The sequence below is a fragment of the Mucilaginibacter flavidus genome (genome assembly GCF_024055575.1).
In the GTDB taxonomy this organism is placed as follows: Bacteria; Bacteroidota; Bacteroidia; order Sphingobacteriales; family Sphingobacteriaceae; genus Mucilaginibacter; species Mucilaginibacter flavidus.
The window spans coordinates 156218-178129 of record NZ_JAMXOE010000006.1; the positions used below are offsets into that span (position 1 = coordinate 156218).

The following is a 21912-nucleotide window of genomic DNA, read 5'->3' on the forward strand; positions in this document are numbered from 1 at the left end:
GTAATTATATACAATTTACTGACTTATCAGTTTTGGATATTGACGTATATTGATTTAAAGAGTATATTTGTCTGCTCCCGGCAATCCTTCTTTAATAACAAAATCAGCTATTTTTAACCATTTATTTAAATAAACAAGGTATTTTTTATTAATTTTACCGAAAATTAGCACGTAATGAAAGATTTTTAACTTTTAGTGTTGATAATTTGGGTAATATGAGCAAAATCAATACAGTTTCCACCAATAACAGCACTGATATTAATCTGTATGTTATTAAAATTGGCGGAAATGTTATAGATAATTCAGAAAACCTGCACAATTTCCTGAAAGATTTCAATGCACTCGACGGATTTAAAATACTCGTTCATGGCGGTGGCAAGGTTGCAACCCAGCTTTCCGAAACACTTGGTATTGAGCCAAAGCTGGTTGACGGTCGCAGGATTACAGACATTGAAACTTTACGTGTGGTAACCATGGTGTACGGCGGGCTAATTAACAAGAACATAGTGGCCCAGTTGCAACGCTTTGGCACCAACGCAATTGGTTTAACAGGCGCCGACGGGGATTTTATCCGTGCAAAGAAACGCCCGGTAAAAACAATAGACTATGGTTTTGTTGGCGATATTGATGAAGACTCGATAAATCCTAAAAACTTAAAGAATCTGATGGATGGCGGCTTTACCCCTGTTTTTTGTGCTTTAACACACGACGGCGAAGGGCAGTTGCTAAATACCAATGCCGACACCATTGCTTCGGCCCTGGCTGTAGCGCTATCGGGGTTATACAAAACAACCCTTATTTATTGTTTCGAGAAAAAGGGTGTATTGAAAGATATAAACGACGAGGAATCTCTAATAAAGGATATCAGCCCTAAACGTTACGAAGAATTGAAAACAGAACAAATTATACACAGCGGAATGTTGCCCAAGCTGGATAATGCCTTTGCAGCCATCTCGTGTGGTGTAAAGGGCGTAATTATCGGTCACTCAAACGACCTTGGCAAATTGAAAAATAACGAACCATTTGGCACACTTTTAAGCAGATACGAATGAATTCACAGCAACACATTGCCATATTAGGCAGCGGAAATATAGGGCTTTCATTAGCAAAAGGATTGGTTAAGGCAGGGATATGCAAGCCGCAGCAAATTTCGTTAACCCGCCGCAATGCGGGTGCACTGGCTCCGTATGCTGAGTTGGGCTACCATACTACTGACAATAACCTTAAAGCGGTACGCAAAGCTGACTTTATAGTACTGGCGGTTTTGCCGCACCAGCTAAATAAACTGCTTGATGAAATTAAGCCATCTATAAAGCCTGATAAACAACTGCTTATATCTGTTGTATCTGGTGTTAGCTGCGGCGACATTCGCACGCAGTTGGACCTAAATGTACAGGTTGTGCGTGCCATGCCTAATACTGCCATAGCTATAGGCCACTCTATGACCTGTATTGCTACCGACAACGGTACGCCTAAAAATATCAACTTCGTGCGCTCTCTTTTTGAAACTGTGGGTGTAACCATACAAATAAACGAGGAACTAATGACTTCGGCCACTGCTTTATGTGCTTGTGGTATAGCATTCTTCTTAAGGTCCATACGCGCAGCTTCGCAGGGTGGAACAGAAATTGGCTTCCACGCACATGATGCCTTAAAAATGGCTGCACAAACAGCAAAAGGCGCCGCCGACCTGCTCCTGCAACTGTCATCACACCCCGAACAGGAAATTGATAAAGTAACGTCGCCAAGCGGCTGTACTATTGCCGGGTTGAACGAGATGGAACACAATGGCTTTAGTTCAGCTATGATAAAGGGTATAAAACTCTCTGCTGCCAAGGCCGGCGACCTTTATCATAAGGAAGAATAAAATTACTTCATTTTGATAAAAATTTATCAAAACGATAGCATTAGCATCATAATCAACTTCAATAAAAAACCATAATAAGCTGTAGATTAAGCAACTAAATAGGTTTTTAATTAACGGCATCAATTTAGCGCTTCGCTACAGAAGCTTAGTTTTAAAATGTTAACAGTAGAAAAAATCGGCGGCACATCCATGTCCGCATTAAAAGATGTAATCCAAAACATCATCCTTTTTAACCGCAGCGGCGAGCAATTGTATAACCGCATTTTTGTTGTGTCAGCATTTTCGGGGGTTACCAACCTGTTGCTCGAGAATAAGAAAACCGGCGAGCCCGGCGTTTACCATAACCTGGCAAATTTTAAAGATTTTCATAAACCACTGAATGAGTTGGTAATAAAGCTTAAGCAAATAAACAAAACCTACGAAGATTTAGGTTTGAACATTGCCGAAGCTGACTCATTTATTGAAAAACGTATACAAGATGCACAAACCTACCTCGAGAACCTTGCTAACATCCTGTCATCGGGCTATGTAAGCAGCGAGGGAATTTTACAGGCAGCACGAGAGATTTTGGCATCTATTGGTGAGAGCCATTCTGCCTTCAATTTCACCAATATTTTGCGGCAGAGTGGCATTAATGCCACTCTGGTTGACTTGAGCGGCTTTAACGACCACCACTCCTACACAATCGACCAGCGTATTAAACGCGACCTGCAACATATTGATTTTGAGAAAACTATATGCATTGTTACCGGCTACGCCAAAGGCACTGAAGGTATTATGCGCGAATTTGACCGTGGTTATTCCGAAGTTACGTTCAGTAAGATAGCCGTGGCTGTTAAACCCGAGGAAGCCATCATCCACAAAGAATACCATTTATGCACTGCCGACCCTGTTTTAGTTGGTGTCGACAATTGCTACCCTGTAGGAAACACCAATTACGATGTTGCTGATCAGCTGGCCGATGTGGGCATGGAAGCCATTCACCCAAAGGCATCAAAGCCATTGGAAATCAATGATATAAACCTTCGAATTAAAAACACATTCGACCCTGAGCACCCCGGAACGCTAATAACCCGCGAATATATTTGCGAACACAAGCGCGTTGAAGTTATTACCGGCACTGATAAAGTAATTATCATCGACATTTACGACCCATCAATGGTGGGCACGCCGGGAAGTGACCTGGAGATTATGCAGTTATTCTATAATCACAACATCAGCTATAATTTTAAGGCTACCAATGCCAACAGCATATCGATAGTGATTTGGGAGAAAGATTTCAGCAAAAAGCTGATACACGAGCTGGAAGATAAATTTGAGAAAGTGACCGTTGAAAAAGCGGCCATGGTTTGCCTGATAGGCTCTAACATGGATAGGCCCGGGCTACTGGCTAAATCTGCGATGGCGCTTGCTGACAAACATATCAATATTAAGAGTGCCGGCTTCGCGTTGCGCAAGGTAAATATCCAGTTCTTAATTGACAGGGAGGACTTTGATACCGCTATAATCGCTTTGAACAAAGCTATGGGGTAATAAATCGACAGCCTGATGTACCTTACATACTTCATGCTGCTAATTTACAAAGCGTATTTGCCTTTAAATCGCCAAAAGTCTTAATTTAAAACATACGTACCCACGGCACCTGCGTTTAATGCCGACGACACTGCTTTTTTGCCAAAGGCAATATTAAAGCTGCGCGATGACGAGTCGTCATTATAAACTATCAGTACCAATTTACCATCGGGGTTAACAAATGCTACGTTTGGTAAACCCGGCAATAAATTTGATTCCACCCTTTTTGAGCCGGGCCTGACAAATTTGGCGGCATGGGCAATAATATAATATGCCGGGTTGCGGGTAACGGCGTCGCCTGTTATTGTTATAGCCCCTAAACAGCGGTTGCAGCCTCCAGTGGTATGCGGTTCCTGGTTTTGGTCGGCTGCCAAATTCCATTCAATCACATTGCGGCTCCAGTTGCGGGTAGCACCAACAATAATTTCCTTAACGTGAAATTTCAACTCATTTTTAAGGTTACCCGGCGACCCAACCCACTGTTCAGTAAAGTATAAGCCCTTGTTGGGATGCGCGTTATGTACAGTGGATAAAGCATCGATTTTACCGCCATATAAATGAAACGCCGAGCCATCTACATATTTGGCTGCAGCTTTATTATCCAATACCGATATCGGATAATCGGGCCGGTCGGCATTATGATCGTAAAGAATAATTTTTGTTTTGAGTTTAGCAGTGGCTAATGCTGGGCCTAAATCATTGGCAATAAAATCAGCCTGTTGTGGTGCTTCCATTACCATGCTGGGGTTGTTTTTGGGATTGAGCGGTTCGTTTTGAATGGTTAAAGCGTCAATTATTATGCCCCGTGCAGCCATCCCTGTAATGTATTTAATAAAATATTGGGCGTAGGTTTTATAATACTCCGGTTTCAAATTGCCGCCATATGTTTCTTCATTAGTTTTCATCCAGGCTGGTGGTGACCATGGCGATATCAATATTTTTAACTTTGGATTTATAGCCAGTATTTGTTTTAAAACCGGCATCAAATTTCCTTCATCGTTTGCAAGACTGAATTTTTTAAGCTCGGGGTCTGTTTCGCCTTTCGGCAAATCATCGTACGAAAAAACATGGTCGTCCAAATCAGACGAGCCCACACTTATTCGCAAATAACTTACACCAATAGCATTGCCTTGTGTGGTAAACAACTCATGTAAAAGCTTTGCTCTGCCTGCCGGTGTCATTTTGTTTATTAGCATTGCACTACCCCCGGTTAGGGCATATCCAAAGCCATCGATGGATTGATAAGCCTTTAATTTGTTGATCTTTATGGTTGGCGACTGATTTGAAACTGCCGACTGTGCAACTTTCTCCCGCTTAAATAATATTGAGTCTGTCGGGTCTGTAAGCCATAACTCAACGGCGCCATTGGTACCGGCGGTACTTTTTTTATGCTTATTTGCGGTCTTCTGACAAAAACCATCAGTTAACAAAAATGTTGAAAGCAGCAACGCAAGCGTGGTTCTGAAAATTGCAGGCATAATATAGTTAATAACTGGTTGTAAAATAGTGGCAGGCTAATATAACTAAAACGGCAATCTGAAATCATCTCGTTGCCGTTTTAATATATTTTGGTTAATGTTAGGTGTCTCCTTGTCGGTTTATTAACATATGGTAGATTCTCTTGGTAACTTCCGTGTATTAAGTTTGTTACAACGGTTTAGTTTTTTGTACTTTTACTTAATAATTAACTGCAAATATCCTTAACAGTTAAACGTGCTAATAACTAAACAAATACGGGCAATATTCCGTATAAAAGTTAATTTATTATTTAGCACAGGCAGCTAATTACTTTATTTAGCCGTATCTGAAAAAGAAAAACACTCATTAACGTTTATGAGGAATTACTTACTTGTTCTTGTTTGTTTATTGTTATCACTAAGCGGCTACAGCCAATGCGCGCAGGGTGTTAATGTATCTGCATCAAACACAAGTATTTGTTCGGGCAATAGCGTTTTGTTAACCGCCACTCCTTCGGGCGGCAACGGCCCCTTTACATATGTATGGAGCAACGGCGCCAGCGGCCCGACAACCACCGTAAACAAAGAAGGCACCTACAGCGTTACGGTAACATCGCCGGGTTGCCCGGGTGTTAGCGGTAAAATTACCATAAGTGTAGGTGTAAGCCCCAATGCACCCACCGTAACCGGCAATACTTTGGTTTGCCCCGGTACATCGGCCACACTGACTGCCAGCGGCCCCGGCGGCGCTTACCAATGGTACGATGCGCCCACCGGAGGTACCTTTCTATTTAGTGGCGACACCTATGTAACCCCAGCCATTAACTCGGGGATAACTTTTTATGTACAAACCACGATAAACGGCTGCCCAAGCCTGCGTACCCCGGTTTTTGTTAATGCAACGGGTAACCCGACTGTAAAAGATGCGACAGTTTGCTTCGGGAATGGAACTACGTTAACTGCCAGCGGAGGCAGCAGTTACGAATGGTATAGCTCGGCAAGCGGAGGCAGCCCAATAGCCAGCGGCGCGAATTTTGTAACGCCGCCGTTAACGACCAGCACCATCTATTATGTGGTAGCAGTAATAAGTGGATGTACCAGTGCCCGCACCCCAGTGAATGTAACCGTAACGCCTGCGCCGCAAACACCCGTTGTGCAGGGAAAATCGGTTTGTGCCGGGTCAAAAGCCAGCCTGCATGCTACGCCAGGGCCGGGCATCTTTGCCTGGTATGATGTACCAAGCGGTGGTACTGCCCTTATTTTAAGCCCCGATTACACAACACCGCCCTTAAATGTCAGCACAACCTACTATGTTGAAAATTCAATAAATAACTGTGTAAGTTCGCGGGTACCAGTTACGGTTACAGTTACTCCTATCCCAGCCGCTCCTAGCGATCAGATACAAACTACCTGCAAAGGGTCGTCGATTTTACTTACTGCCTCAGCCTCGCCACCAGCAACCGGTACGTACGAGTGGTATGATTTACCCGCAGGCGGAACGCTGTTGCAAAACGGGCTTACCTATCAAACACCGGTACTTAACTCCACAACAACCTACTATGTGTTGTATAACAATGGTGGCTGCACAAGTGCCCGCTCAAAGGTTACCGTGATTATAAACCCGCCTCCCGCCGCACCATCGGTAGCAGGTGCAATTATCTGCAATGGCTCAACAACTACCTTAACAGCTACAGGGCCCGGTGGATCTTATCAATGGTTTGATGTTGCCTCTGGTGGCGTACCATTGTTTACAGGCACTGCCTTTACTACCCCGGCACTAACCGTAACAACTAAATATTATGTACAAACAACTATAAGCGGTTGCGTTAGCCCCCGTAAAGCTGTAACTGTTACAGTTACCCCAGTAGTGAACCCGCCAAGTGCCGCCAATACGTCAACCTGTTCGGGTAGCCCGGCTTCGTTGACAGCGTCAGGCAGTACCGGGACTTACGAATGGTATGACGCTGCAACCGGGGGCACCCAGTTGGCGACAGGACAGGCATATACGACCCCGCCGTTAATAACAACTACAACTTATTACGTTCAAACAACCGTTAATGGCTGCACAAGTGCGCGCAAGGCAGTAACTGTAATAATAAATCCCGTTCCAACAGCACCAACGGCATCGGGCACAAACGTTTGCTCAGGATCAAAAGCAACTTTAACAGCAACTGCAGCAAGCGGCAGTATCGAATGGTACGATGCACCGACTGCCGGCAACCGGGTTAAAATCGGCCCGACCTTCATAACCCCGGCATTAACTGCAACCACCACTTACTATGTACAAAGTGTAGCAGGAACGTGTATAAGCAGCCGCACACCAGTTACTGTAACAGTTGGCTCAGCAATAACACCACAATTTAAATATCCGGCAGGTTCGGTTTGTTCGCTTACACCCGGTACAATTGCCCCTACCATTTTTGAGCCAGCAGGCGGTACATTCAGCGCATCACCGGCGGGGTTAACTATAGACCCTACAACAGGAGCGATAACAATAAGCAGCAGCACGCCCGGAACGTATACCATCACTTTTGTTGGGAATGGCAGTTGCTCAACTCCGGAAAAAGCCAGCTTTAAAATTTTTATAGCAGCTAATTCATCATTCTCGTACAGCAGCCCAACGTTTTGCCAGGATGCTGCCAATCCGCGTCCTAATTTCGGCGGGGTTGGGAGCGGCGGTAATTTTACCGCTGCGCCTGCAGGTTTGGTCATCAACAGCGCTACAGGAGAAATTGACCTGAAAAAAAGTGTGCCCCAGAAATATACGGTCACAAATACTATTACGGCTACCGGTGGATGCGGTGGAAGCACTTCAAGCACAGATGTGACGGTAGAACAGGCCGCAACCATTAGCGCCGGGCCCAATCAAACCGTTACCGCGGGCAGTGCAGTACAACTCGCGGGCAATGTAAGCGGTGTTCCAAAGGGTACTTGGTCGGGCGGGACAGGCTCGTTTTCAAATACTACAATACCAAACCCTGTTTATACACCCGGTGCGGGGGAATTATCCGCCACGCTTACTTTTACCTCTGATGACCCGGCTGGCTCATGTGGGCCAAAGTCGGATAAAATGACCATTACTTTTAAAAACGGGCCTGCCGCACCAACAGTTACCGGTAATTCAACCTGTTTAGGCAGCAGCGCAAATTTAAGTGCAATTGCGCCCGGAGGAACTTACAAATGGTACGACGCACTGGTTGCCGGTAACTTGTTATTTACGGGTGCTAACTTTACAACGCCTGTGTTATTGGTTAATACCACGTACTATGTTGAGGCTGTAAATAGCCTTGGTGTTACCAGCCCGCGTATATCTGTGCTCGTAACTGTTAATAATATCCCTGCAGCGCCGATTGTGCCACCAGCACCAATATGTGCCGGTAACACCGCTACACTTACTCCTGCCGATTTAACCGGAAATTTTGAATGGTACGATGCGGCGGCAGGTGGAAACCTTTTATCAAAAAATAGCACCTACACTACGCCGGCGCTAACAACTAATCAAACTTATTATGTGCAGGTAACCATTAATGGTTGTACCAGCCCGCGCACACAGGTAGATGTAACGGTATCGGCGCTTCCCAATGTAACCAGTGCATCAACAGGTACTGTTTGTAGCGGCAATGCTTTAAACTATACCATAACAGCAGATATTTCAGCGGCTACCTTTTTGTGGAGCCGCGCCGCCGTTGCCGGTATAAGTAATGCACCTGCAACAAACCAAACAAGTAATATCATCACCGAAACTTTATTAAATACAAGCGGTGCTGCTGTAAATGTCGCCTACATTATAACCCCAATAAATAATGGTTGCCCGGGTACTCCATTTAAATACGCGGTCACCGTTTACCCCACCCCAACAGTTACAAGCGGACAGCCGCCTGCCATATGTAATGAAGCACCTGTAAACTATAATATCACTTTTAATACCGCTGCCGATTTTGAATGGAGTCGCGCTGCAGTACCGGGGATAACGAATGCGGCAGTTTCTGGACAAAACACAGCTACCATTCGCGAAACTTTAATTAATACTACGGACGCACCAATCGTTGTTAAATATATCATCACATCACAAACACTAACCTGTACCGGTATTCCGTTTGAGCTGGATGTAACGGTGAACCCGTCGGTGAAGGTAACAAGTGCAGACGCCGGAGAGGCATGTAGCAACGTGCCGCAAAATTACGTAATAACTTCAAACATACCATCGGCAACATACATTTGGAGCCGGCTTGCAGTACCAGGCATCACCAATCCAACTGTCACCAATCAAACGTCGTCGACTATTACCGAAACTCTTGTAAACCACACTCCTGTTTCCATCAATGTATATTATGCTATTACTCCTTTTGCCAACGGGTGTCCAGGGAAAAGCTTTACCCTTGCAATATTTGTTCATCCGCAGCCTGATAAACCTGTTGCTAATACTAATGCACCTATATGTGTGGGCAGCACTTTGCAATTGCGTACAGGTGACGTTGCTGCTGGTACGTTTTTGTGGACAGGCCCAAATGGTTATTCATCTACCGACCAAAATCCGGATATCCCCAACGCATCGGTCGCTAAAACCGGTGTTTATAGTTTAACTGTTACCGTTAATGGTTGCTCGAGCGAGGTCTCAACAACACAGCTTGTAGAAATAAGGACACCTGGAATAGCCGATGCAGGCCCAGACCAGATCGTTTGTATAACAGACCCGGAAATCATACTAGCCGGCACTGTAAAGGGTGGAAGAGGAACAGGGATATGGTCGTCGCACAGTACCAATGCCGGAACATTTTCATCACTTACAGATTTAAATGCACACTATAAGCCATCTCAGGACGAAAAGAATGCCGGACAGGTTACTTTTACGCTCACTTCGACCAGCGACGATAATTGTGCAATTTCTACAGACGATGTTACCGTTTTTTTCGGGCCACTACCTGCTGTAAAAGCCGGGCCCGACCAAGCCGTCTGCGAACAGACGCCAACTATACAATTAGCCGGCTCGCCAATACTTGCGGGAACCCAGGCCCTGTGGACGTCCACCGGCCCGGGAGGAAGCTTTACACCATCGGCAACAGACTACAATGCAAATTATCTTCCCAGCGCGGCTGACGTAAAAGCCGGATTTGTTAACCTGGTGCTACATGTCACTAACCCCGGGCCGTGCCAGATTGAAACTGATACGATGAAGATAACGTTTATCCCGCCTGCAAAAGTTACTGCCGAAAAGTTACGATATGTACTACGCAATCGCACAATTACGCTGCACCCAAATGTAAGTGATAACAATGTACAATACTTATGGACGCCCAATATTGATATAAGCGATAATAAAATAAAAAATCCGATAATAACAGGTATTGTTGACCGCACTTATACGCTTACGGTTACAGACAGCCGCGGGTGCGTAAGCAGCGACTCAACTATGGTAAAGGTTTCGCCGGAGGTTGTTGTGCCTAACACATTTACGCCCAATAGCGATGGCGTAAACGACCAATGGAACATACAAGGCTTAATTGCATACACGGAAGCCACCGTTGATATATTTACCCGCTACGGCCAAAAGGTATATCACTCTATCGGCTATGATAAGCCATGGGACGGCATATACAACGGCAAACAGTTACCGGTGGGCGTTTATTATTACGTAATAGATACCAAACTCTTTAACCAGGTGCTTTCGGGCAATGTTACGTTGATAAGATAACAGGCCTAATTTAGGCCTGAAAGATAGGCTTCTGTAACTGCGTACTCCTTTTGATGTTGCTCGTCAGTATCTTCAGTCTGCATGTATTTCGCCCAACCCAATGGTGTTCCGCCGTATGCTTTGTCTGTAAGGTCGAGCCTGGCCCCTGCTTCAACCAGCAGCTTCACTGAATCCAGCGAACGGGAGCACACGGCCTGGTGAAGCGGCGTTGCTTGCGTGTGGAACCCGGTCCCTTTTTTAGGATAATCATTCGGGTCGACACCTAGATTTAGCAAATAAGCCACCATATCAGTTTTACCATAAAATGCTGCCATTGTTAACGCAGCTAAATTTTCGTCGTCGGTAGCTGAAGAGGCGAGGCGCACAACATCATCCACCCAATTAAGGCCTACGGCAGTGGTCAATGTTAGTTTGCTGCCGCGTTTTATAAGATGGGCTGCAGCTTCAATATTGCCATGCGCAAGGGCGCCTGAACAACCGTGTGGAGTGGCGCTAGCATCTATCAGTACATCCATTAGTTGTATTTGCACGCCACATTCCCGGGGTATTCGTCCGGTAGCTACCAGGCCAAGGGCATAATCAAGTTGCTTTTCAACGGTGTCGGGTGCATGTTTCTTTATCTCAGCTATCAGCAAAGCAGTAACCTCGACAATATTAGCCGGTAGTTTTTCATTGCGGATGGGATTGTCGGCGATAAACCATAGAAGATATGGGCTGTCGAAATAATCGCCTGATGGGTAGTTTAGCCGTTCAGTTATCAGGCGTGGATGCGCAGTTATCAAATCTTTCAGCACAGGTATATTGCCGCCGTCGACAGCGGCTATTGCTTCAAGAAATAAAGCGTCGCTAATTTTCGAAATGTCCATTATTATATCCTTTCAAATTTTGTTATCTGTTAGTAAGTGAGTTAGCGTTCCCGAATGTCAAACTTAAAAAAGATCAATCAAAATGTCCATTTCAATGAACCTCATTCATCATTGTAGTATAAATAACAAAATAAATATAACTAAAATGGAACCAAGAATTAATTTGTTTGAAAAAGGACAGAATGCGTTTAAAGCTATGTATGGTTTGGGAAGCTATCTTGCTAAATCGCCAATTGAAAAATCACTTTTAGATTTAATTTACTTTAGGGTATCGCAAATTAACGGATGCGGATTTTGTCTGGATATGCACTCAAAGAATTTACGCGCTAAAGGCGAAACCGAACAACGCCTTTATGTTATGGATGCCTGGCGCGATACCCCTTTTTTCACCGACCGTGAACGGGCTGCACTCGCCTGGGCCGAGGCTCTTACAAAATTAACCGACAACACCGTTTCCGATGAGGTTTTTGAACATGCAAGCAGCCAGTTTACCGAAGACGAATTGGTTGATTTAACCGTTGCTGTTAATACCATTAACAGTTATAACCGTATCAATATTGCGTTTCGCCCGCTGGTTGGTACATACAAGGTTGGTGATTTTGGCAGTCACTAAATACAAACCTCAACCAATTAATAACTATGCAAAAAGATACTCTGGATAAACGAGTATCTTTTGCGTGTTATTTCACTGGATAATTTAATATGGATAATTCAGGTCGATAACCCAGGCAGGCTTTCTATAAATATTTGTAAATAGACTATGGATGCAAAAATAAAATATATCGGCAAAATAAATTCGGCGTTAAAAACTATTGAGGACTGCCCGTTGCAGGGTAACGAAAATGCGCCGGATGCGGAAGTGATTATTTACCCGGAATTTATAGAAGGTATTAAAGACCTAAAATCAGGCGCCGAAATTTTGCTACTAACCTGGCTGCATGCCGCCGACAGAAGCGTTATAAAATGCTACCCGCGCAATAACATAGATGCCCCGGTTGTTGGCGTCTTTTCAACACGGTCGCGAGCCCGACCTAACCCCATCGGCATCCACCCGGTAACGGTTATTGATCTTTCTGCAGAAGGAGTGATTAAAGTGGCCGGCCTTGAGGCGCTTGATCAGACGCCGGTAATTGATATAAAACCATTGTTGAGATAATATCAGGTTTTCAATCAAAATTAAGGCCGGCTTTAGGCAGTGTGGATAACATCCATATAAAAACTAAAAATATTAGTATAACTTTACCGCAATGAACCGGGTAATGCAATTAGCTTTCGACTATGTGGAATTAACCAACACGGTGATTTTCCTAACTGGTAAAGCTGGCACAGGTAAAACAACATTCCTGCAACAAATAAGGCGGGATTGTAAAAAGAAACTAGCCGTTGTTGCTCCAACAGGCGTTGCAGCGATCAATGCCGGTGGTATGACCATTCATTCGCTGTTTCAAATTCCTTTCGGGCCTATTATCCCTTCGGGAGATGCAAAGCCGGACGCATATTACAGCGCCGAGAAAAGAGAATTACTGGAAAATCTTGAACTGCTTATTATAGATGAAGTAAGTATGGTAAGGCCCGATGTGCTCGATCAAATAGATCTTATACTCCGTAATATAAAGGAATGTCCATCGCCATTTGGCGGCGTGCAACTACTGCTCATCGGCGACCTTTCCCAATTGAGCCCGATTATAAGGGACGAAGAGTGGATTATGTTGAGCAGGTATTATTCAACCCCATATTTTTTCAGCAGCATAGTTATGCAGAAAGCGCCGTATGTGCGCATTGAACTCGATCATGTATACCGCCAAAAAGAGCAGGCATTTGTAGATATTTTGAATGAGGTGCGCAATCAGTCTATTAGCCCCAGAAGCCTGGAACTGCTGAATGCGAGGCACCAGCCGGGTTTTCGTCCCGCTAAAGACGACCCGTATATAACATTAACCACTCATAATGGGCTTGCCCAGCAAATCAATAGTGAATTTGTTGAAGCGCAGGAAGGTGATGAGTCTGAATTTACGGCAACAATAAGGGGCGAATTTCCGAAAGACGCCTATCCTACCGAAACCAACCTCAAGCTAAAGGTTGGTGCACAGGTGATGTTTGTAAAAAACGATAGCTCGGCTGAAAAGCTTTATTACAATGGGAAAATAGGTACCGTTACCAAGCTCGCGGCCGACATTGTTTTTGTTCAATGCGGAGAAAGCAAAGAAATTGCCGTGCAGGCCGTTGAGTGGACGAACGTTAAATACCAGATGGAAGAGCAGCAAATCAGCGAGACCACAGCCGGCAGCTTCGCCCAAATACCACTAAAACTGGCTTGGGCCATCACCATTCACAAAAGCCAGGGATTAACTTTCGACAGGGCTATTATTGATGTGAGCGAGGCGTTTGCCCATGGTCAAACCTACGTGGCTTTGAGCCGCTGTCGCAGCCTTTCGGGAATGGTACTGCGTAATCCCATCACTGCAAATAATATCATTGGTGATCCGGCAGTGGGGCGTTTTAATGAACAGGCAAAGCAGTTGCAGCCTGATGCTCAAAGGCTGGAACGCGACCGCGAACTTTACCGGCAGTTTCTGCTGGCGGAGTTGTTTGATTTCGGTGGCCTAAAAAGAAAATATAAAGGATTTGAAGAACTTATCCCTGATCTCGATCCGGCTATTATCGAAGTGGCGGAAAAATTTGTTCGGAGGTTATCGTTGTGTGATAATGACCGCATAAAAACGGCCGCTGCTTATTTTCTCGGTAAGCTGCGGGAGACGATAGAAAACCTTCATATTCAACTACCTGCATTTATAGGTCAATCGAAAGAAAAAGCCACCAAAGCTGACCAGCTTATCAATTGGGCCATGGCGCGTATTTCGCTTATGGAGCATTTTTCCGAATCAGATTTTACAGCCGACATTTATCTCGGATTAAAAAAATCTTTGTTGACCAACAAGTCGGGGGCATACCTGAAGGCGTTGAACGCCAAACCCAACGAAAAACTTTTTTTCCAGTTGATAACCTGGCGGGATACTGTTGCTGCCAAATACAACATTATGCCCAACATGGTATTATCCGAAAAGACATTGGAGACCATTGCCGAAAAGCTGCCGCCGGTGCTCAAAGCGTTGAGTGCTGTTAAAGGCGTAGGTCCGCAAAAGGCGGCTCAGTACGGGGCTGAAATTATAGCATTTATCCGTGCTTATGAATACGAACTGCAAGGGCAGGATGTGCAGCAGGCTAGTTTGTTTTAAGTTGCTAAAATTTCACACAAGCTTGTTACCCTTTAAGCCCCATTTCAAATGCCCCCAGCGCTATGTGCCTTAGTTTAACTACTTTGCACAAAACTACCAGTTGCAGCATCATAGGTAACCGTTGCTGCAAATATGCCATTAGCAAACGTAATTGTTGTCGATTGGCTTATAACACCGCTTTCTGTCGACGGGTCAACAATTTCTCCGGCGGCGATGTTACTTGCAAGGAAAATGGTTAGCTGTGTTGTCGGCCTGAAAATAGCATGCTGTGCAAGCGGGATAAATTGCGAATTGAGCAGGGCTTTGTCAATAGCTGTGCCATTTACCGAAACTGCCTGCACTAAACCAAATGAAAGGTCACTGCCTGGAGAATATTGATTGGTAACCTGGTAGGCATCTGGCCCGATAGGTACCGGGTTGGGCTGCGAAAAGGCGCCCGTCTTATCAAACGTGTAATTTTGCGAAGACTGTGCAGCTTGTTCGGTAAAGCTCGTTACCACTACAACGCCACTGTTGTTGGTTACAGATGCATAAACAGAATACGTCTCTTCATCCCAGGTCACAGCGTTACTTTCAAAAGGAGGAAAACTAACCCACGAAAAAGGAGCCTCGCCCTCCACTGTTTTAATTAAAACGATATTTTCTTTGGCGGCATAAATTGTTTGCAGGTCGGCTGCAGCGATGTTGATGTTTAATTGATAAGCAGGCATAAGGATAAAGGTTAAAGTTATTACTCAAAATAAAGTGAGCAATTATAATAAAAACTCATGTCAGTTTACAATATTTAACATTAAGAATTTTGATTTTAGCTTCTTTAAAATACGCTTAATCATCAGTTCCCGTTAGTTTGATTTATGTAACCCTGCACTAAGAACTGAAAGTTAAAACGAAACTTGTACCAGCGCCTTTTTTTGAGCTGAGTGTAATTGTGCACCCGATTGTTTGTGCCATATCTTTCACAAGATTTAAGCCCAGACCGTGTTTTGAGCTTCCAATGGTCAGGTTTTCTTCAAAGTTTTTAACCTGCTCATCGGTCATTCCGGGCCCGTTATCGCTAATTGAGAGTTTAAATTGATCGCTTTCTTCCCACGCTTTCCAGGTAATAGTTGCGCCTGGTGTTCCCTTTAACGCATTGGCAGCATTTTGCGTAAGGTTATGCATAATTGTCTTTAGATAGTTCTCGTCGGTACGAAGGATAAGGTTTTCATCTGATTGGTAAATAAAATTGATACCGGTAGTTCCTGAGAAAAAGTCTTTCAAATAAGAGAATAAACCAGTAACGGCGACGGTCGTTTTTTCGGGGCTAAAATTTTCCATTTGCCCTTTACTCCATAAAAGTATTTCTTCCATCACCTCCAAAAGTGCAACAGCCGACTTTGTGATTTTTGATTCCTGTTCAGCTTTTTGTTCTTCGCTTAACAAGCGTGCCTCCCGTTTTTGCAATTGTAAAAAGTTAACCAGGCTTACAATCGGGCTTCGCAAATCGTGGGTAATTATCGCAAAAAACTTGGCCTTCAGCTTATTTGCACTATCAAGCTGTTCGTTCAACTTTGTTAGGGCAATATTCTTTTGTTTACGAACCGCGCTTAGCCGGTAATAAAGTCCTCCTATAATCAGCATTATAACCAACCCGGCTAATAAAAGCAGAATGTTCCGCTGCTGAGATTGGGCTCGTGTTTTTTGATTTAGTATTTCCTGGTTCTTCTTTTGAATTTCATTCCTGCTTTCAAGTTCAGCAATTTTGTTTTTGTTTTGCTGTGAAAAAATGGAATCGGTAACATCCTGATAAAAGTTAAAGTTATCGTACGCGCCTTTATAGTCGCCGTTATGGTATTGTAATTCAGATAATATTTCGGTGTAATACGCCTTATCTTCAATATCGTTTCTGAGTTCGGTCATTTTTATAGCCTGCCTGATATACTTCTGGGCTATTTTTAAATCTTTTACCGAATCGGCGAAAATTATAGAATCGGGCTTGATTGATTTTAAAGCCCCAAAACGAACCATATAAAAATAGGCTACTCCTAAATTCCCCGTATTAATTGAGATTAGTTCATCATCACCCGGATATTTGTCCCATATCCTTTTGGCGGCTAAATGTAGTTCGATACATTTCCGGTAGTTGTCTTTATAAATTGTGGCCATGTTTGAATATATCCCAGCCACCAATTGCTCCTCCCCCAGTTGTTTAAAAATTGGCAATGCCTGATCATAGTATATTTTTGCCTGTAGCGGCATCCCGCGTCTAAGGTACGCCGACCCAATATCTCTCAGTACGCTGCCTTCACCCAATTTGTCGTTAATTTTTTTGTAAATCCTCAATGCATCAGCATTATACACACTATCGCGGTTATAATTCTTTTGAGCAAAAGCAATTATAGCCATGTGCTTATAACAATTTGCGGTAAGAGAGTCGCTGTTTATACTTTGCGCTATGTTGAGGCTTTGCTGGTAACAATCCATCGCCGATATATAGTCGGACTTATTTGTGTATTGCTGCCCGAGGGCTATCAATTCAAATGCTTTTGTTACTTTATCGCCTGGCTTAATATGCGCTACCACCTGCTTTAAGGAATCAATCTTTTTATTAGCCTGGGGTAAACAACAACTGAGGAACAAATAATCAGCAGGCAGATTAAAATTGATGTTTTAATATTCATTATAAAAGGGGTATTGGTTTCTAACAGAGGCAATTAAACAATCGCGTAAATCATGCTGCTTTTTTTATTGATACAGACTTTGCAATGTTTCTTTAAAGTTCCTTCCAACCGGTAACGTATAGTTATTTGCCAGTGTCACTTTTAGCGAATTGTATTGTTTTATATAATGTTTTTGAACTGCATAACTTCTGTGTATCCTGATAAAATTCGCAAAGCCCCGCTCCTTAATTAAATGGCTTAGCGATTCGAGTACCATATATCTTTTGCCTACGGTGTTGATGCTGGTGTAGTCCTTCATGGCTTCCAAATAAATAACTTCGTGCAATTGGAGCTTAATTTGGCGTGTACCTTCTTTTATAAAAATGGTATCAGCACCCAGTGTATGCGACAGTAGTTCAGATTTATTTCTTATCAAAAAATATTCCTGCAAACGATTTATCATTTTTTCAAATCGTTCTGACGTAAATGGTTTTACAATAAAGTCAAAGGCCTCTACTTCAAAACCATCTAAGGCGTATTCAGGAAAACTGGTAATAAATACACAGGCTGGAATTTGCATTAGTTGCCCCCGCAGTTGCAAACCGTTTAATTCGGGCATATCTATATCCAGGAATAATACATCGGGCGCTAATTTTATACAGGCATCTAATGCTTCTGCGGATGAAGAATAAGAACCTAATACCTTAATCTGCGGATAGTCTTTAAGAAACGACAAGGTCATTAACCTGTCTACCAGGTCGTCATCTACTACTATGCACGTTATGTCGTTGTTATGAACCATGTTATCGTAATAAATTATGATAATGAACTGTTTTCAACGGGTAAAATTCTTCAACCAACGTCACCGGCCGATTATTTATGTCGTTGGTAGAGTAGCACTTTTAAACGCCTGCCCGGATAGATAGATTTGAGATATAAATCTTATATCTATGAAAAAAATAAACCATTTGCCGGTGTTAATACTACTGTTAATAACCGCGTTTGATGCTTATTCGCAGCAAAATAACAAAATAAGTATTTTTGATAAAGTTAATAATACGACAACAAAAGCGAGCAATTTAATTGCCGTATTTCAACCATATTTATTAAAAGCGAGGCAACTTTTTTACGACAGTAAACAACTTGCCGTGGATGTAAAAGCGGCAACAAAAAACGCCCCCGGTAGCAATTCAACTAATCTAAGTTCTGCCGGCTACTCAAACTCAAGCGTTTCAACGCCAAACGCCCAGGGCAGTCAGGGCTCTTATTCCGCTAACGATGCCGGTAATACGGCAGGTGGCTCAGGCTCCTATTCATCCAATCAAAATACGAACAATAGCGCAAACCAATATAATCAAAATGCCGCGTTAAACAATAATAACAGCGTTTCCTCTCAAAATTACCTGGCCGGGCAAAGTTTGCCCATTAATAATCCACAATCGGTAAATAATGATGACACCGGCAATTTGGGTAACCAAAATAACGGCGTATATGGCAATTGCCTGGATGTGATGACTGGTACGGTGATGGGCATGGGTGAGGCCGCACAAAAACCAGGTGCGGTTGACTTAATGTTTTTCGCGCCTGCAGATGGCCAGAATACCTATTACCTGATGACACCCGGTTTTGCTAAAAATAATTCGACCGCGGGATACATGACCGAGCATGTAAGCGAACAGGCGATGCAGTGGAGTGATATTAATGAAAGCGAAGTGGCACTAACCAGGCTTACAATCGGGCAGTTTAATCAAATTCAAAACAACAGTCAAATTCAAAGTGCGGTGCGCAATGCACAAGGCTACGCCGCCTATTATGCATCGGTCGGTCAAAAACTTGACGGACAAGTTTTTGCAATAAAAATGCAGATGGACAGCCGGGAAGTTTACGGACTGATGGCTGTGATTAAACAAATTGGCACCAGCGGTAGCAGCGGCTACCTGAAAATAAAAATAAAATCAACAGGAATTGATACCAACAGCGATGGTACAGCAGATGCTAATGTTTATCAGCGCTAACTACCAAAAACATACTTATATGAAAAAAATAATTAACTATTCATTTATCCTCATTTTAACGGTCGTTTCGATATTTGTAGGTTGTAAAAAAAATAACCCGGTACCGGTCCCGGCAATAACGGCCATTTCGCCATCAACTGGTCTTGCCGGGATTGCGGTCACCATTAGCGGCTCTGGTTTCAATGCAACAGCTTCGGCTAATACTGTAAAATTTAATGGCGCGGCGGCCGTAGTTACATCGGCAAGCAGCGGCTCATTAGTTGTAACGGCGCCAGCTGGCGGAAGCACCGGGACTGTAATTGTAACTACAACGGGCGGAACAGCTACGGGGCCTATATTTACCTATTTAATGGCACCTTCTATTACGGCCATTAACCCTGCTTCGGGTAAGGCGGGTTCGGTAGTAACAATTACGGGGGTTAATTTTGATGCTGTACCGGCTAACAACATCGTTAAATTTAACGGCACTACCACAGCCATTACATCCGGAACAACAACCTCATTAGTGGTTACAGCCCCAGCGGGCGGAAGCTCAGGCGCCGTAACAGTAACTACGCCCGGGGGGACGGCTACCGGGCCGATATTTACCTATTTGCAGGCGCCAACGATAATAGGTATTACTCCCGCTTCGGCTACTGCGGGAACTCCGGTAACTATCACAGGGACAAATTTTGATGCCACCGTTGCCAATAACGCTGTTAGTTTCAACGGAACAGCTGCCGTAGTTACAAGCGCCACCGTTACACAACTGGTTGTTACCGTGCCGACAGGCGGGACCTCGGGAAATGTAACTGTTATCACGCCGGGTGGCACATCAAATGCATTCGGCTTCACTTACGCTACTGCTGGTCCTAATATATATGTGCTTGGTTCTGACACAAGGAGTGGTTTTGGCTACTGGAAAAACTTTGTGTTCACGCCTGTAGCAGATTGGTTAAACCCTTATTCGATGGTTGGCTCCGGCAACGATATTTATGTGGCCGGTCCATCCACAAGCGGCACCCCGACCTATTGGAAAAATGGCGCCGCCGTGCAACTTTCAGCACAAACCGGTTTTACATTTTCCATTTATGTTTCCGGTGCCGATGTTTATTGCCTTGGCGCAATTGGAACCACATACTATACCTGGAAAAATGGCACGTCAACGGCACTAAACACTAATAGCGTAACTGTTATTGGCTCAAACGCCAGTTCATATTTAAACAACGCAATTGCGGTAAGTAACGGGGATGTTTATGTAGCTGGCTCACGATACCTGGCTGGCACTACCACACTAAAGGCAACTTATTGGAAAAATGGCACTCCTGTTGATTTAACCGATGGGGTGCACGCCGGTAGTGCAAAAGCTTCAGCAGTATTTATTTCAGGCAGCGATGTTTATGTGGCCGGCACTGAAGAAGTGCGCGACCCTGTCACCGGTGGCATTATCAATCAGGCCCCACGCCTTTGGAAGAACGGTGTTTCAATATCGATTACCACCCCGGCAAACAGCCTATTTAACCGCGTATCCAGCATTTTGGTGAAAGGTGCAGACGTATACATCGGTGGGCAGTATAACGGGGCCGGAGCGGTTTGGAAAAATGGCACGTTGATAAATACTAGCACCTACGCGCTTGCAGAAAATGTTTCGTCGATATTCTTATACAATAACACGGATATCTATGTAACCGGGGCTTCCTCATCTTCTGGTAATAACTGCTACTGGAAAAATGGAAATTTTGTTGAAATGGACCCGGGATGTAATGTGGTAAGCTCAAGCTGTGCAAGAACATCTGCCAACCAGGTAGTAGCTATTTATGTTAAATAAAGCAATGAAAAGAATCATTACATACGCGGCGATAGTTATAACAGTGGCGTTCGTTTACTCCCCTGTTGGCCATTCCTTATCCCAACCGCGAAGGGCGGCAGACCAACCTGGCAATCTGCTGTATTGGGCGCAAAAGCTACAACAAAATATAAATCCGCAAATTACTTCTTACCAGCATAAAGACAATACGGTAAGCTGGGGCGACGAAGGTAAATCTCCGCAATGTTTTGCTGACTGCAGTGGATTTATCAATGCGCTAATGGCTAAAACTTTTAACTGGACAGACGATAATTTTAAAACTGAATGGGGCCACAAACGGATGTTCGCCCATCATTATTATGATGCAATAGTATCCGGCAGCCATTTCCGGCAGATAAAAAACATCAGTGGTATTCTTCCCGGCGATTTAATTGCCCTGCAGTACGCCGACCGATCGGAACATGAAGATAATACGGGCCACGTGATGCTGATTGCAGCCTTACCGAGGCCGCACAGGCCATCGAAAGTTATCGAGCCGAATACACAGCAATATGAAGTTGAGGTCATTGACTGCAGTAAAAGCCCACACGGCAAAACCGATTCCAGATTTAACTCAAACGGTGGCGGGTACAGTGGTTTGGGAAGAGGAAATTTCAGGCTATACACCAATGAGCAAGGGGATATAACAGGATACAGCTGGAGCACCGGAAACCCTAAGGAAGGTTTTAATCCTTATGAAAACCCGGTAGTAGTAGGTCGTTTTACTAATATTTAATCTATAA

The 21912-nt window shown here is 44.0% G+C and carries 15 protein-coding genes; 10 read left to right on the plus strand and 5 right to left on the minus strand.

All coding sequences use genetic code 11. The features are described 5' to 3' along the window. Positions 1 to 215: 215 nt before the first annotated feature. The 3 genes from argB (at position 216) to NAF19_RS12160 (ending at position 3400) form a co-directional block, all read left to right on the plus strand. Entirely contained in the window at positions 216 to 1052 is an 837-nt protein-coding gene (gene argB / locus NAF19_RS12150) for an acetylglutamate kinase (RefSeq protein WP_252790321.1), read from the plus strand. After that, positions 1049 to 1867, plus strand: coding sequence for a pyrroline-5-carboxylate reductase (gene proC / locus NAF19_RS12155; protein ID WP_252790322.1), 819 nt, complete (start codon positions 1049 to 1051; stop codon positions 1865 to 1867). The genes argB and proC overlap by 4 nt, the downstream gene beginning before the upstream one ends. 156 nt (positions 1868 to 2023) lie before the next feature. Continuing rightward, entirely contained in the window at positions 2024 to 3400 is a 1377-nt protein-coding gene (locus NAF19_RS12160) for an aspartate kinase (protein WP_252790323.1), read from the plus strand. A gap of 80 nt (positions 3401 to 3480) precedes the next feature. On the opposite strand, the gene NAF19_RS12165 is transcribed toward NAF19_RS12160, so the two are convergent. After that, positions 3481 to 4917: a glycoside hydrolase family 30 protein gene (locus tag NAF19_RS12165; protein WP_252790324.1), complete on the minus strand. Its 1437-nt coding sequence runs from the start codon at positions 4915 to 4917 to the stop codon at positions 3481 to 3483. 355 nt (positions 4918 to 5272) lie between these two features. Here NAF19_RS12165 and NAF19_RS12170 point away from each other — a divergent pair, with 355 nt between their 5' ends. Beyond that, positions 5273 to 10588: an Ig-like domain-containing protein gene (locus NAF19_RS12170; RefSeq protein ID WP_252790325.1), complete on the plus strand. Its 5316-nt coding sequence runs from the start codon at positions 5273 to 5275 to the stop codon at positions 10586 to 10588. A gap of 5 nt (positions 10589 to 10593) precedes the next feature. On the opposite strand, the gene NAF19_RS12175 is transcribed toward NAF19_RS12170, so the two are convergent. Continuing rightward, a complete protein-coding gene (locus NAF19_RS12175; RefSeq protein ID WP_252790326.1) occupies positions 10594 to 11454 on the minus strand; it encodes an ankyrin repeat domain-containing protein in 861 nt (286 codons plus the stop codon). A gap of 145 nt (positions 11455 to 11599) precedes the next feature. Between NAF19_RS12175 and NAF19_RS12180 the strand changes: the two genes are divergently transcribed. From NAF19_RS12180 to NAF19_RS12190, 3 genes are all read left to right on the plus strand, one after another. After that, a complete protein-coding gene (locus NAF19_RS12180; RefSeq protein ID WP_252790327.1) occupies positions 11600 to 12067 on the plus strand; it encodes a carboxymuconolactone decarboxylase family protein in 468 nt (155 codons plus the stop codon). 147 nt (positions 12068 to 12214) lie between these two features. Further along, positions 12215 to 12610: a tRNA (N6-threonylcarbamoyladenosine(37)-N6)-methyltransferase TrmO gene (gene tsaA, locus NAF19_RS12185; RefSeq protein ID WP_252790328.1), complete on the plus strand. Its 396-nt coding sequence runs from the start codon at positions 12215 to 12217 to the stop codon at positions 12608 to 12610. Between the two features lie 91 nt (positions 12611 to 12701). Beyond that, a complete protein-coding gene (locus tag NAF19_RS12190) occupies positions 12702 to 14690 on the plus strand; it encodes an HRDC domain-containing protein (RefSeq protein ID WP_252790329.1) in 1989 nt (662 codons plus the stop codon). Between the two features lie 74 nt (positions 14691 to 14764). Here the strand turns inward: NAF19_RS12190 and NAF19_RS12195 are convergent, their stop codons facing one another. From NAF19_RS12195 to NAF19_RS12205, 3 genes are all read right to left on the minus strand, one after another. Then, a complete protein-coding gene (locus tag NAF19_RS12195) occupies positions 14765 to 15400 on the minus strand; it encodes a hypothetical protein (RefSeq protein ID WP_252790330.1) in 636 nt (211 codons plus the stop codon). 157 nt (positions 15401 to 15557) lie between these two features. After that, complete coding sequence (locus tag NAF19_RS30750) at positions 15558 to 17252, minus strand: ATP-binding protein (protein ID WP_252790331.1); 1695 nt, start codon at positions 17250 to 17252, stop codon at positions 15558 to 15560. A gap of 162 nt (positions 17253 to 17414) precedes the next feature. After that, the gene (locus NAF19_RS12205) at positions 17415 to 18131 is read right to left on the minus strand and encodes a LytR/AlgR family response regulator transcription factor (RefSeq protein WP_252790332.1); all 717 of its coding nucleotides are present in this window, start codon (positions 18129 to 18131) and stop codon (positions 17415 to 17417) included. A gap of 148 nt (positions 18132 to 18279) precedes the next feature. Here NAF19_RS12205 and NAF19_RS12210 point away from each other — a divergent pair, with 148 nt between their 5' ends. From NAF19_RS12210 to NAF19_RS12220, 3 genes are read left to right on the plus strand one after another with little or no spacing between them, the layout of a single operon-like run. Beyond that, positions 18280 to 19344 (plus strand): hypothetical protein, encoded by a 1065-nt coding sequence (locus tag NAF19_RS12210; RefSeq protein ID WP_252790333.1) that lies wholly within the window; start codon positions 18280 to 18282, stop codon positions 19342 to 19344. 19 nt (positions 19345 to 19363) lie between these two features. Beyond that, positions 19364 to 21151 (plus strand): IPT/TIG domain-containing protein, encoded by a 1788-nt coding sequence (locus tag NAF19_RS12215; RefSeq protein ID WP_252790334.1) that lies wholly within the window; start codon positions 19364 to 19366, stop codon positions 21149 to 21151. A gap of 4 nt (positions 21152 to 21155) precedes the next feature. After that, entirely contained in the window at positions 21156 to 21905 is a 750-nt protein-coding gene (locus NAF19_RS12220) for a hypothetical protein (protein ID WP_252790335.1), read from the plus strand. Positions 21906 to 21912: the final 7 nt, after the last annotated feature.

Excerpts from the sequence above, each read along its gene's own strand:
- NAF19_RS12220 (WP_252790335.1), top strand. The coding sequence starts at position 21,156 with ATGAAAAGAATCATTACATACGCGGCGATAGTTATAACAGTGGCGTTC.
- NAF19_RS12170 (WP_252790325.1), top strand. The coding sequence starts at position 5,273 with ATGAGGAATTACTTACTTGTTCTTGTTTGTTTATTGTTATCACTAAGC.
- tsaA (WP_252790328.1), top strand. The coding sequence starts at position 12,215 with ATGGATGCAAAAATAAAATATATCGGCAAAATAAATTCGGCGTTAAAA.
- NAF19_RS12165 (WP_252790324.1), bottom strand. The coding sequence starts at position 4,917 with ATGCCTGCAATTTTCAGAACCACGCTTGCGTTGCTGCTTTCAACATTT.
- NAF19_RS12190 (WP_252790329.1), top strand. The coding sequence starts at position 12,702 with ATGAACCGGGTAATGCAATTAGCTTTCGACTATGTGGAATTAACCAAC.
- NAF19_RS12215 (WP_252790334.1), top strand. The coding sequence starts at position 19,364 with ATGAAAAAAATAATTAACTATTCATTTATCCTCATTTTAACGGTCGTT.
- proC (WP_252790322.1), top strand. The coding sequence starts at position 1,049 with ATGAATTCACAGCAACACATTGCCATATTAGGCAGCGGAAATATAGGG.
- NAF19_RS12180 (WP_252790327.1), top strand. The coding sequence starts at position 11,600 with ATGGAACCAAGAATTAATTTGTTTGAAAAAGGACAGAATGCGTTTAAA.
- NAF19_RS12205 (WP_252790332.1), bottom strand. The coding sequence starts at position 18,131 with ATGGTTCATAACAACGACATAACGTGCATAGTAGTAGATGACGACCTG.
- NAF19_RS12195 (WP_252790330.1), bottom strand. The coding sequence starts at position 15,400 with ATGCCTGCTTATCAATTAAACATCAACATCGCTGCAGCCGACCTGCAA.
- argB (WP_252790321.1), top strand. The coding sequence starts at position 216 with ATGAGCAAAATCAATACAGTTTCCACCAATAACAGCACTGATATTAAT.
- NAF19_RS12160 (WP_252790323.1), top strand. The coding sequence starts at position 2,024 with ATGTTAACAGTAGAAAAAATCGGCGGCACATCCATGTCCGCATTAAAA.
- NAF19_RS12210 (WP_252790333.1), top strand. The coding sequence starts at position 18,280 with ATGAAAAAAATAAACCATTTGCCGGTGTTAATACTACTGTTAATAACC.
- NAF19_RS12175 (WP_252790326.1), bottom strand. The coding sequence starts at position 11,454 with ATGGACATTTCGAAAATTAGCGACGCTTTATTTCTTGAAGCAATAGCC.